General features: G+C 71.4%; 10 protein-coding genes, 2 tRNA genes and 1 pseudogene. 5 read left to right on the top strand and 8 right to left on the bottom strand.

The window, feature by feature from the left end:
- The first annotated feature begins 94 nt into the window (after positions 1 to 94).
- Positions 95 to 176 (top strand) — tRNA-Tyr (locus tag FEF34_RS15420).
- 183 nt (positions 177 to 359) lie between these two features.
- Here the strand turns inward: FEF34_RS15420 and FEF34_RS15415 are convergent.
- Positions 360 to 530, bottom strand: a pseudogene (locus FEF34_RS15415) (transposase); the annotation flags it as partial.
- 188 nt (positions 531 to 718) lie between these two features.
- Positions 719 to 973: a hypothetical protein gene (locus FEF34_RS15410; RefSeq protein WP_138053699.1), complete on the bottom strand. Its 255-nt coding sequence runs from the start codon at positions 971 to 973 to the stop codon at positions 719 to 721.
- A 236-nt stretch (positions 974 to 1,209) separates the two neighbouring features.
- On the opposite strand from FEF34_RS15410, the gene FEF34_RS15405 reads away from it, so the two are divergent.
- Positions 1,210 to 1,791: a TetR/AcrR family transcriptional regulator gene (locus tag FEF34_RS15405; protein WP_138053698.1), complete on the top strand. Its 582-nt coding sequence runs from the start codon at positions 1,210 to 1,212 to the stop codon at positions 1,789 to 1,791.
- Positions 1,792 to 2,005: 214 nt separating this feature from the next.
- Here FEF34_RS15405 and FEF34_RS15400 read toward each other — a convergent pair whose 3' ends face one another.
- Both FEF34_RS15400 and FEF34_RS15395 read right to left on the bottom strand, forming a co-directional pair.
- Positions 2,006 to 2,635 carry a TetR/AcrR family transcriptional regulator gene (locus FEF34_RS15400; protein WP_138053697.1) on the bottom strand — a complete coding sequence of 210 codons (630 nt, stop codon included), beginning with the start codon at positions 2,633 to 2,635 and terminating at the stop codon, positions 2,006 to 2,008.
- Between the two features lie 3 nt (positions 2,636 to 2,638).
- Positions 2,639 to 3,334 carry a type 1 glutamine amidotransferase domain-containing protein gene (locus tag FEF34_RS15395; protein ID WP_138053696.1) on the bottom strand — a complete coding sequence of 232 codons (696 nt, stop codon included), beginning with the start codon at positions 3,332 to 3,334 and terminating at the stop codon, positions 2,639 to 2,641.
- A 554-nt stretch (positions 3,335 to 3,888) separates the two neighbouring features.
- Here FEF34_RS15395 and FEF34_RS43665 point away from each other — a divergent pair.
- Together FEF34_RS43665 and FEF34_RS41250 are read left to right on the top strand one after the other, a co-directional pair.
- A complete protein-coding gene (locus tag FEF34_RS43665; RefSeq protein WP_267905221.1) occupies positions 3,889 to 4,017 on the top strand; it encodes a hypothetical protein in 129 nt (42 codons plus the stop codon).
- 79 nt (positions 4,018 to 4,096) lie between these two features.
- Positions 4,097 to 4,184, top strand: a tRNA-Cys gene (locus FEF34_RS41250).
- Positions 4,185 to 4,517: 333 nt separating this feature from the next.
- Here FEF34_RS41250 and nadE read toward each other — a convergent pair.
- Together nadE and FEF34_RS15380 are read right to left on the bottom strand one after the other, a co-directional pair.
- Positions 4,518 to 5,348: an ammonia-dependent NAD(+) synthetase gene (nadE, locus tag FEF34_RS15385; RefSeq protein WP_138053695.1), complete on the bottom strand. Its 831-nt coding sequence runs from the start codon at positions 5,346 to 5,348 to the stop codon at positions 4,518 to 4,520.
- Between the two features lie 994 nt (positions 5,349 to 6,342).
- Complete coding sequence (locus FEF34_RS15380) at positions 6,343 to 7,578, bottom strand: cation:proton antiporter domain-containing protein (protein WP_138053694.1); 1,236 nt, start codon at positions 7,576 to 7,578, stop codon at positions 6,343 to 6,345.
- A gap of 972 nt (positions 7,579 to 8,550) precedes the next feature.
- Between FEF34_RS15380 and FEF34_RS15375 the strand changes: the two genes are divergently transcribed.
- Entirely contained in the window at positions 8,551 to 10,332 is a 1,782-nt protein-coding gene (locus FEF34_RS15375) for an FAD-dependent monooxygenase (protein ID WP_138053693.1), read from the top strand.
- Between the two features lie 217 nt (positions 10,333 to 10,549).
- On the opposite strand, the gene FEF34_RS15370 is transcribed toward FEF34_RS15375, so the two are convergent.
- Both FEF34_RS15370 and FEF34_RS15365 read right to left on the bottom strand, forming a co-directional pair.
- Entirely contained in the window at positions 10,550 to 11,008 is a 459-nt protein-coding gene (locus tag FEF34_RS15370; protein WP_138053692.1) for a transglycosylase SLT domain-containing protein, read from the bottom strand.
- Positions 11,009 to 11,382: 374 nt separating this feature from the next.
- Positions 11,383 to 11,607, bottom strand: a complete 225-nt coding sequence (locus FEF34_RS15365; protein ID WP_138053691.1) for a GyrI-like domain-containing protein — start codon at positions 11,605 to 11,607, stop codon at positions 11,383 to 11,385.
- Positions 11,608 to 12,020 lie beyond the last annotated feature (413 nt).

Genomic DNA, 12,020 nt, shown 5'->3' with positions numbered 1-12,020 from the left:
TCAATCCGGTGGCGGAGCACCCCTGGGGATCAGGTATCGTTTACGTCGTTGCCACGGAACGCCGCGCGAAAACGGCTCCGGAGCGACATCCCATGGCGGTGTGCCCGAGTGGCCAATGGGAGCGGACTGTAAATCCGTCGGCTTAGCCTACCCAGGTTCGAATCCTGGCGCCGCCACGCGAAGTGAGACCCCCGTTGACCTGCGGAGACGCAGGGCGGCGGGGGTCTTCTCGTTGCTCCGGGGCGATCTTTCGAGCGGAATCGATAAAAGGCGTCCCATCCCAGTCTGTTACGCCCGGATCCGGGGGCTTGACCAGCGTGTGCGGGGGCCAACGCGGGCCAGGCGCGGCCTCCGCGATCACCCTCCAGGAGCGCCTCGAGGGCCCCGTCGTCCCGCCACTGCCGGAACCGGTTGGACACGGTCGAGGCGCCGAACTCACTCGGCACCTCACGCCACTGCACACCCGCCCTGAACCGCCGGATCACGCCTTCGAACTGCTGCCGCAGCCGCTCCGGGTACGGACGATTCCGGCACGGTTCACTTGCCGTCCCGGTCACGTCCCCTTTCCCTCATGCGCATCGCCCGGACGCTCAACGGCCGACACCGGCCCGCGGTATGGGACGGCCACCTAGACGCCTCCCGCGGGCGGTGGGGCTGCCGGCTCGTCATGCCCGGCGCGGTCGGATCGACTGGGCCGGACTCCATCCCGGTCGTGGAGCTATGTGGTCGGGGATCTCGGTGGCCCGGAGGCGGCCCCGGTCGCGGACGGGGCCGTGAACAGGTCCGCGAGGGTGCCGCAGTCCGGGGTGGCCGAGGGATAGGGCAGCCGTCCGAGTGCGGCGGCCCCGAAGACCACCGAGGATGCCGTGTTCGCGGCGTAGGCGTCCAGGTCGTGCGGCCACGTCGCGGGCGGCTGCTGTGCGAGCAGGGCCACCGCTCCGTGCCCCACCGGCTCCTGAGGCAGCCAGGCCATTTGGTACCCTCCGGTAATCCGTCCGGGGGGCGTGATATCGGATCCGAGGCCCGCGCCTCCCGTGCCGGTGGACGGCCGGGGGATCCACCGGGCCCTGGCGGTCGCCCGGTCATCCGATCGGGACAGGTGCGACCCAGGGAGAGAAGGGAGTGGCCGTGTTCCGCAACGGCGAACCGCTGCCCACCCTGGAGCCGACGGCCTGTCCGCGGGAGCTGCTGAAGAAGCTGGGCTGATCCATGGACGCCGACCGGCACTCCGAAGTCCTCGACGCGACCTACGCCTGCCTGGTCCGGCACGGGGTACGGCGTACCACGATGGACGACATCGCCTCCGCGATGGGAGTGTCCCGGTCGGCGGTCTACCAGTACGTCCGCAACAAGGACGACGCCTTCCGCAAGCTCGCCGAACGCCTCCACGCCCAGGCACTCCAGCGCGCCCGGCAGGCAGCAGCCGAGGACGCCCCCGATACCCACCGCATCCGGGGTGTCCTGGCCGCCAAACACGACCTGGCCCTCCAACTCATCGGCGACTCACCCCACACCGCCGAACTCATGGACGCCAAAGCCCGGCTCTTCGCCGAGACCTGCTCCACCTTCACCACCGAGCTACGCACCCTGCTCACCGACCTGTTCACCCAGGCCGGAACCACCGACCCCGCACAAGCGGCCGAAGCAGCCGACATCTGCCTCGCCCTCGTCATCGGACTGGAAACCGCCCCCGACAGCCGGCGCCTCCTCCCCCGCGCCGCGGACGCCCTCATCACCGGCCTCCTCCACCAGAACGGCACGACGGTGGTGGGGGAGTGTCTGATCAATTGACCCACCCCGGTGGGACCCCCGAGCCCGCCGGTGTCCTCACCGCTCAGACGTAGCGGCACCGTGTCAGGCCTCGGCCCAGCCTCGACGGCGTCACCTGACGAGGGGAGCCGCGGGAAGGGTCGGTGGGGCGCCTCAGCCGATGCAGGAGTGTTCCGTGCCGGTTGCCGGCGGGGATGCGGTGGCCGTGCCGACGCGGCGGCATCGGTTGTTCCGGTCAGCGGGCGGCTGCACCCGGGTGGGCGCCCGCTGACGGGAAGCGCGGAGCCCGCGTCGTTCCGTCCGGGGGAAGACGCCGGGTGTTCTGGTGGAGGAGGCCGGTGATGAGGGCGTCCGCGGCGCGGGGGAGGAGGCGCCGGCTGTCGGGGGCGGTTTCCAGTCCGATGACGAGGGCGAGGCAGATGTCGGCTGCTTCGGCCGCTTGTGCGGGGTCGGTGGTTCCGGCCTGGGTGAACAGGTCGGTGAGCAGGGTGCGTAGCTCGGTGGTGAAGGTGGAGCAGGTCTCGGCGAAGAGCCGGGCTTTGGCGTCCATGAGTTCGGCGGTGTGGGGTGAGTCGCCGATGAGTTGGAGGGCCAGGTCGTGTTTGGCGGCCAGGACACCCCGGATGCGGTGGGTATCGGGGGCGTCCTCGGCTGCTGCCTGCCGGGCGCGCTGGAGTGCCTGGGCGTGGAGGCGTTCGGCGAGCTTGCGGAAGGCGTCGTCCTTGTTGCGGACGTACTGGTAGACCGCCGACCGGGACACTCCCATCGCGGAGGCGATGTCGTCCATCGTGGTACGCCGTACCCCGTGCCGGACCAGGCAGGCGTAGGTCGCGTCGAGGACTTCGGAGTGCCGGTCGGCGTCCATGGATCAGCCCAGCTTCTTCAGCAGCTCCCGCGCTGCGTCGAGGGACGACGCGGGGTTCTGGCCGGTGACCAGGTTGCGGTCGACGACGACGTTCGGCGCCCAGGCGTCGCCTTCCCGGAAACGCGCGCCGATCCCGGTCAGACGGTCCTGGAGCAGCCACGGGGCCTTGTCGGCGAAACCGGCCTGCTCCTCCTCGACGTTGGTGAAGCCGGTCGCCTGGAAGCCGGTGAAGACGTTGGTGCCGTGCTCGTCGACGGCGGGGAGCATGGCGGCCGGGCCGTGGCACACGATGCCGAGAGGCTTACCCGATCGCATGGCGGACACCAGCAGGCCGGCGGAGTCCTTGTCCACCGCCAGGTCCTCCATCGGGCCGTGGCCGCCGGGGTAGTAGACGGCCGCGTAGTCGTCCAGGGCGACGTCCTCGATGCGGATCGGGTTCTGCAGCTGGGCGATGTCGGCGAGCCGCTGCCGGAACTTCTCGACGTTCTCCTGCCCGCCGGCCATCTCCGGGGTGAGGCTGCTCTGATCCACGGTCGGGATCACGCCACCCGGCGTGGCGACGGTGATCTCGTGCCCTGCTGCCGTGAATTCGTCGAACGGGGCCACGACCTCCTCGGCCCAGTAGCCGGTCGGGTGCTTCGTGCCGTCCTTGAGGGTCCAGAACTGGGCCCCGCTCACAACAAAAAGGATCTTCGGCATGATCGAACCTTCCTCTGGCGCGGACCTCGGCGGTCCGTCGTGCCTCCACTCTACGGAATGACATTCTGAGTGTAAAACGTCAGAGCGTCAGGCGTCTGTGGGTCCGGAGCGGCAGGGGGCGTCCGGGCACCTGGACGGCATCCGGCCCCGAAGCGCCGCGAGCCCCGGCCCGGCGCCATGCCGGTACGGCGGACACCTCGCCGGACCGGGACCGCCCTCACCACGGCCGACCGGAGTGCCTCGGATGAATCGCCGGCCCCGGGGCGATCTCCCGGGGGTGGGGAGTCCGAGTGCGGAGCGGAGGGAGCGCCGGAGGCCCGGACGGGCCGACGGAGGAGCGCCGCCCGCTGCCGCGCCCCTCCGGAATGGCGCCTCGCCGCCGGTGCTGACGGGGGCTCAGCGACCCGTGAACGACGCACGGCCGGGACCGTGGGCCAGGAGGGACGCCGCCCCTTCCTTGCAGGTCCACGGAGGCGACGATCTCGCCGACGAGGGCGGGCATCGCCGCGTCCGCCGCGCCGACGCCGCCCGCCTGGGCGAGGTCGACGAGCTGTGTGGCGGCGGCGAGTGCCCTGGTGGGGCCCGAAGCGAGCCGCCGGGCATACCGGGACGCCCGGCGGACCCGCGAGGAGTACCGGCTGACGGAGAAGGGGCCGGACCTCTACCCCCATGAGCGGGTCTGAGTGGTGGCTGGCAGAGCAAGATCCGGGCCGGCTGCGGGCCACAGGCGCGTGACGGGCCGCGGAGGTGGACCCATCCGCTGGCGAGAGGCCGCGTTCGATGGCGCGGCGCGGTGGACCGCAATTCCGTCGGCTTAGCCCGTCCAGGTTCGAATCCTGGCGCGCCGCCACGCGATGAGAACGTCCACTGACCTGAGAAAACGCGGATCAGGGGACGTTGTCGTGTGTGCCACGGACGGGTGGCGCTCCCACCGAGGTCCGGTGCGGGACGGCCGCACTCGGCGACCGGAGAAACCCGAACCGCTGCTCGACCCCGGGCACTTCACGCTTGCGCCGTCGCCGAGACCGACACGGCCGTGGAGGGCAGGGCCGCCGAGGGTGAGGTCGTCATCGAGGTCTGACCGGCACCCTGGCCATGATGGGACCGATCCCGCACCGTCCTCACACCGTTACCGGGCTCAGCCCCTCGGAGTGCCCCGTGGACGTACCCCCCGGGACCGGCGTCAGGGAGCGACGGGCAGTGCGCGCTTGTGGTCGGTGGCGCGGTAGCGGCGGACGATCGTCTCGAAGGCGCGTTCGCCGACGGGCTTGCCTTCCAGGAAGTCGTCGATGTCGTCGTACGTGACCCCGAGCGCGTTCTCGTCCGCCTTGCCCGGGTCGAGGCTCTCCAGGTCGGCCGTCGGCGTCTTCCACACCAGCTCGGCCGGCGCACCCAGCGCGTCCGCCACGGCACGCACCCGGCGCTTGGTCAGACCGGTCAGCGGGACCAGGTCGGCGGCTCCGTCGCCGAACTTGGTGAAGAAGCCCGAGACCGCCTCGGCGGCGTGGTCGGTGCCGACGACCAGGCCGTCGTGCGCGCCCGCCACCGCGTACTGGGCGATCATGCGCTGCCGGGCCTTTATGTTGCCGTGCACGAAGTCCTGGTGGTGGGCGTCGCGGAAGCTCACCTCCCCGGTCGGCAGGGCGGCGAGCGCAGCGTCGCTCGCGGGCTTGACGTCCACGGTCAGCACGTGATCGGCCCGGATGAAGGAGAGCGCGAGCTGGGCGTGGTGCTCGTCGGCCTGGACCCCGTACGGCAGCCGCATCGCGTAGAACCGCGCCTCGTGGCCGGTCGCCCGGGCCCGCTCCACGGCGAGTTGGCACAGCCGGCCCGTGGTGGTGGAGTCCACACCGCCGCTGATGCCGAGCACGAGGGAGCGCAGACCGGTGGAGGTCAGACGCTCGGCGAGGAAGGCCACCCGTCGCTCGATCTCGCGCTCGGCCTCGAAGGTCTCGGCGACCTGGAGCCCCTGGGCGATCTCCTGCTGCAGGGCGAGGGACGCCGACTCGTTCACAGCTGCTCCTTGCTCCGGTTCACGGTCCGCTGCTGTCGCGCCCACCCTACCGAGGGTTCTCCGGGGGACCGGGGCCTGTACGGCCACAGCCGTACGGAGCTCGGACCGCGACACGAAGGGCCGCCCGTGGTCGCAAGGGGGAACGGAAAACCGCTGGGCGGGCGGTACGCACGCCGTGGTGCGTGATCGACCCATGACGAATGTACGCAAGGCCGATGCCGCGTAGGGCTCCCTCGCAGGTCAGGCAGGGCCTGCCACACGCCCCACGGGCGTGGGACGGCGGAGCGGTGACTCCGGGCTCTCGGGCAGGACGCGTGCCGAGATCGCCCGGATCGAGCTGAGCCGCTTCCGGACCGGTGATACGCACCGGGCGCCGGCGCGCTGGCGGGATCGATCGCCTACAAGCCCGGCCCGTGGGTGATGTACGCCGTGCTGGACGACGACTGCCCGTGCTGCGAGCCCGCCACGGGCAGCGACGTGCGAGCGTTCCTGGAGGCGCTGCGGGCCGGCCTCTCCAGGAGGTCGGCGCGTGAGCTCCGCGCCCTGCTCAGGCCACTGGACGAGCGCTTCCTCGCCCGGACGCTCGACGCCCCGTTCGCCTCGCCGCGCGACCCGTGGTGGGACCCGCCGGCTCGCCGCCCCGTGAGGCGGACTCGACGCGCTGTTCGGGAACGAGCGGGCATGCCGCGCCCGTCGGGGAGCCGTGTCCTCCGCGAGTTCGTCGAGTCCGTGGAGGACACGGCGCCCACAGCGGTGGCGGTCCGCGCGGTGCACCGGTCGTTCCGCTCGCCTCGGAGGCTGCGGAACGGACGCCGGCGGGCACTGCTGCGACGCAGCGTCTCGTATGTCACGCTGTCCGGTCCGCACGGGCGGAACCAGACCCCGTCCACCTGCCGGGCAGACTCGTGCCTGGGGCCATACCCGCGCGGGAGGCCGTCGACGCCGGAGCCGCGTCGTCGGCCGGGTCCCGGGCCGGCGTCCCGCCCGCCGGAGCTCAGGGGCCGGCGTCGGCGGCCGGAGCGGCCGGCCGGGTCCCCTCCGTACGCCGCCGGGCGTAGAAGCGGGCGATCGGCTCGGCGCTCAGCCCGTGGAGCACGATGCTGAGCATCACGGTGATCACCATGACCCGGGAGACGAAGTCGGCACTCACGTCAGGGAGTTCGATGACCGCCAGGGAGCCGAAGACGATGGATGTCACGCCTCTCGGTCCCATCCAGCCCAGGAAGAGCTTGTCGGCCCGGCTCACCCCCGCTCCCGTGAGCACCAGGAGCACGGGAACCATGCGGACCAGGGTGACGGCGAGCAGCGCGTAGAGGATGATCGCGGCCTGGAAGCCGGGCCAGAACGCGTTGTTGACGATCTGCCCGAAGATGAACCACAGCGCGAGGCTCATGAGGGTGACGATGTCGTCGGTCAGCTCCACCGCGGTCTCCGGGAGTTCCCGGACCGCCGGGCCGAAGAGGACACCCGCGATGAAGGACGCGACGAACCCGTTCCCGCCCACGGCGCTGGAGAAGGTGTACGCCACCAACGGGACGGCGAGCACGCCCAGTCGCATCGCCGACGTCTGCGTCCAGCCCCGTGACCACGACTTGCGCAGCAGCAGGCCGCTCGTCCAGCCGACGACGAGTCCGGTGGCGAGTGCCCAGCCGGCCGCCTCGACCGCCGTCAGCAGCGCCTCGCCGTAGTCGGCGTGCACATCGTGCGATTCGACGGCCACCGCGATGCAGAGGAGGAACACCGGCGAGACGATGCCGTCGTTGAGGCCGCCCTCGACGTTGAGGACCTCGCGCAGTCGCGCGGGGATCCGCGGGTCGCGGACGACGGACGCGGTGGGGGCGAGATCCAGCGGGACGACGACGGTCGCCAGTACCGCGAGCAGCCATCCGGACCGGTCGGGGAAGAGGAGGAGACCACTCAGGAACGCGGCGCCGAGCGTCAACGGCAGCCCGCCGCCCAGCAGACGGAGGACGATGCCCTTCTCCCGGCCCAGGATCCTGCCGGGCACCTCGATGGCGTCGACGAACAGCAGCAGGGCCAGGATGACTTCCACCGCGTGTTCGAAGACGTTCGTCTCGAGTTCGAAATGCAGCGGAGGGTTCGAGCCGGCGGTCAGGGCGGTGCCCGCCGCCATCATCGCGATGGGCGCGGTGATACTCCAGCGCGAGAGCCTGAACGCCAGCAGCGACCAGACGAAGAGAATTCCCGCGATGACCGTGACGGCAAGCATGCAGCCCCCGATTTCCGTTCTTCTCTTCGTATCTCTTCTCTTCGCATCGCCCGGCTCGGCAACCGAGCTTAAGGGCTGCCCCGCAATCCCGGGGGGACCAGCGCGCGGCGTCGGACGCGGTGCATCGCGAGGCGGAGGGCCGTCCTCGTACCGGGGTCTACTCGGGTGATCCGGCAACGCAGCGAGGCGCCGTGACTGTCGTCGCGCACCCGGCCGGGGATTGCGGGACAGACCTTGGTCACGTCGCTTTCCGCAGCCCCTGCCGACGGCGCCGGGAAACGGGTCGACTTTGCATCCCCGCCCTCAGGCGGATGTTCGAGCTCGTACGCGTTCGGTGTGAAGTCGTCTCCCCGGAAGGGGAATTGAGGAGGAAGCGGGAAAGGGCCCCGATGGGTGCGGCCCCTCGGCCCCGCCGCGCCGACCCATAGGGCTGTCCCGTAATCCCCAGCGGGCGCACGACGACAGCCGCAGTACCTCGCTGCGTTGCCGGATCGCCCGAATACGCCCAGTATGAGGACGACCCTCCGCCTCGCGATGCACCGCGTCCGACGCCGCGCGCTGATCCACCGGTGATCACGGGACAGCCCTTGGCCGCCGATCGGGCCGGCCCCGCTGCCGGGCCTGGATGCCGAGCATCCACCGCGCCACAGGGCCGGCCCAACCCCGACCCGGACGTGGAGCCCGGGAGTTCGCGCAACGGCTGTGCCGGGAGGGAGTGCCCGGGGTCCGGCGCCCGTGGACGTGGGACGGAATCGCCGAACCGTCCGCCGTCGTCCGGCCGAGGGGCCGCCGGCCCCGGTCCGGTATCCGCGACCTCCGGGGGAGGACGTGCCCTTCCACCGGCCGGGACGCCACCGGCGGGGACGACGTCCGTCCACGGGACCCGAGTCGCCGGACCGGGCTCATCGGCCGACCATGGAGGGACACGGAGGGACACGGAGGGACAGCGCAGCCGGGGGCTCTCGGTGGGAGATGCCAGTGGTGGACACCGATGTACTGATCGTGGGTGCCGGACCCGTCGGGCTGACCGCGGCCGCGGAGCTGCGCCGTCACGGAGCGGACTGCCGTATCGTCGACAGGCTCCCGGCCCGGCTTCCGTACGCCAAGGCGGTGGGGATCCAGCCCCGGACCCTGGAGATCTGGGACCGGATGGGCATGGTCCGCGACGCCCTGGACGCCGCCGTGCCGATGCGCGGCCAGCTGCTGTACGCCGACGGTGCCGAGCAGGGGCGTATCGACTTCCGTCTCCCGCCGGACGTCCCCTACGGCTTCGCCGCACTGCCGCAGTACGAGACCGAGCGCGTCGTCGAGGAGCACCTCGCCCGGTTCGGCACACGCATCGAGCGCGGCACCGAGCTCGTCTCGTTCGAGCAGGACACGGACGGGGTCCTCAGCCGGATCGTCACCGTCGACGGCGGGGAGGAGGAGGTCCGGTCACGTTTCCTCGTCGGCTGCGACGGGGCGCACAGTATCGTCCGCAAGACGCTCGGGCTCACCTTCGAGGGCGCCGCCTTCCCCGAGGAGTACATGCTCGCGGACGTGGAGGTCGACTGGAGCCTGCCACCGGGCTACGGCGTCCGTGCCACGCACCACGGCGATGACGGGTCCGTCGACGACCTGCTCGTCTGCATCCCGCTGCCGGGCCGCGGCCGCTACCGCGTGTCCACGCTGGTCCCGCCCGAACTCTCCGCCGCACGGCAGCCCGTGGGGGACGCGGACCGGGGGGACGGCGTCGCGCACGGGCTGGAGACCGGACAGCGGGTACCCGGCGTCGAGCACATCCAGGCCGTCCTCGACCGGCTGTCCCCGGAACCCACCACGGCGTCGGCCATGCGCTGGTCCTCCGTCTTCCGCATCAGCCACCGCCTCGTGGACAAGTACGCGAACGGCCGGGTCTTCATCGCCGGTGACGCAGCGCACATCCATCCGCCGACCGGCGCCCAGGGCATGAACACCGGTATCCAGGACGCCTGCAACCTCGCGTGGAAACTGGCTCTCACCGTGCGGGGCGCCGCGCATCCGCGCCTGCTCGACAGCTACGACTCCGAGCGCCGACCCGTCGGTGAGGAGGTCGTGGGACGCACGGTCCGACATGCCGCCGAGGGCGTCCAGGCCGACCCCGACGACTTCACGACCGTCATGCTGCGCGAGGCCCAGTTGCTCGTCGCCTACCCGGACAGCCCCCTCGTGGGCCCGGGCACCCCTGGAATGCAGGGTCCGGGACCCGGCGACCGGGCGCCCGACTGCGGCGGCCTCACCGGGGGTGTAGCCGCCGTGCCCCTGCGGCTGTACGACCTGCTGCGCGACCGCGGCCATGTGCTCCTGCTCCACGCCGACTCGGCCGCGGCGCTCGACGTGTGCGGGGAGATCGCCTCCGGGGTCCGTCATCTGACGGACGGACATGCGACGGCCCTGGTGCTGCTCGCCCCGGGCACGGGTGCGGACGGTGGTACGGGAACGGGTGCGGACACGGGTACGAGCCCGGTCACGGGTGCGGAGCCCGGGTCTGTGACAGCCGGTACCGGGGCCGGGGACGTCGCGGAGACCGTGGGCTACGTCACGGACGCGGACGGCCGGCACCTGCCGGCCTTCCTCGACAGCCGGGGCGAGTTCGCGCGGGGCTACCGCACGGCGGGCTCCACGGCCTTCCTCGTACGGCCGGACGGCTATCTGGGCGCGCGCCTGGCGCCGCTGGCGGTTCCCGGTACGGTCGCCGCGCTTTCCGAGCAGCTGGCGCGGGTCTTCCGGCTGTAACGGGGGTCCTCGACGTCGGGGCGAGAACCCCGGTGCCGACCCGGGCGCGCCTCAGCCGCAGCCGGCCACCGGGTCGTGAGTGCGAGGGGCCCGGGCGAGGCTCCGCCGTGGCCTGGTTGATCGCCTTGCCGACGGAACGCGTCCGTAGCCCCCGGGCGGAGCCACGGGCACACCCCGGCTGCCGGGTCCGGCGAAGCGGAGTCCGCCGGGGCTCGGGTCAGTAGGGGCCGTTCACGTTGTCGATGGACCCGTAGCGCTTCGCCGCGTAATTGCACGCCGCCGTAATATTCGCAATTGGGTCATAAATGTCCCACGAGGTGCCGTCCACGTGGTATGTCCGAAATGTGGGGTCAATGACCTGCATGAGCCCCTTGGACGGAATGCCCTTCTTTGCATTCGAATCCCAGAGGTTGATCGCGTAGAGATCGCCGCTCGATTCGCGCATCAGGTTGCGGTGGATCCCGTCGTAGCTGCCGGGAATTCCCTTGGCCTTCATGACCAGGAGCGAGTGCTTGATCCAGCCGTCGATCCGGTGTGCGCTGGCGGGGGCCGCGGAAGCCTCGGTCGGTGCGACTGCCGTGGTCACGCCGGTGACGACCGCGGCGGCGGCGACGCCGCCCACGAGGTACTTGGCGATCTTGGACGTCGCTCGACGGGGGAGTGGGGAAAGCTGCATGACGCCGCCCTTTCACATGAATCTCGGGGTTCTGATCCCATGTAAGGCGGTTAATCGGGAATGGGGATTTCCGCCGGGGTTTTCAGCATCCGAGTGGAGGCGGGTGACGACAAGAGGAAATTCTGTGATTGGCGCCACAAGGGGAATAAATGGGAGGTAAAGCGGGATGTGCTTCCTGTCACGTGGCAGTTCGGGCGGTGGAGGGGGTGAACGGCCTCTCCCTTACGTGAGTGGGTGTGTGCACAACGATTCCCGTCCGCGGGGATGCGGCGGGAATCGTTGCGCAACGATTCCCGTCCGCGGGGGATCCGATCAACCTGTGTGCGGGCTCCCGGGTCGCAACACGCCTTTTCCAAAACGCTGGTGACGTTGAATCAGGTGGAGCGAGAACGCACCCGGACCGCTGTCGTCTCCCGCTCCAGTCCCTGTTCCGTGGCCCACTCCCGCAGCCGTGTGACGGCGTCGAAAAGCCCGTCGGGGTGGCCGTGTGTGTCCAGCGCCCCGTAGCGGCCCGCCGGGAGACTGCCGACGGCGATGTGGCCACGGGCCGTCGCGGAGACGACGGGGGCGCCCGTCTCGACGTCCCACCCGGTGTCCACGCCGACGGAGTGGAAGGGGAGAACGGCCGCTCTGCCGGGGCCGGCCGTGCGAGGCCGGCCCCGGCAGTGATCTCGGGCAGCGTTCGGCGATGGCGGCGAAGCCGTACATCCGGACGGAACGCCTGACGGCCACGTGGGTCCGCTCGGGGCGCTCCACGGCGGTCCGGCGCCGCTGTGCGGTCTCGCTCATGGCGCTACCGGCCGCGACTGTGGCCGGAATCCATCGGTCGGATGGGTCCGGGCGCCGACCGCTGTGCCTGTGCTGGCTGGGCCGGCGAGGGCGTTCCACGGCCGGAGTCCACTGTGCGCCCACCCGTACCCGTCGGCGCCCCGCGCCGCCCCGCCGACCGGTTCGCCCCGCGCCGCCCCGCCGACCGCGGTACTGACGCGTCCCGCCCGGCGTCGGTTCCGCG

The sequence above is a fragment of the Streptomyces marianii genome (assembly GCF_005795905.1).
Taxonomy (GTDB): Bacteria; Actinomycetota; Actinomycetes; order Streptomycetales; family Streptomycetaceae; genus Streptomyces; species Streptomyces marianii.
The sequence above is the reverse complement of the archived record's forward strand: the minus strand, read 5'-3'. Positions and strand labels throughout refer to the sequence as shown.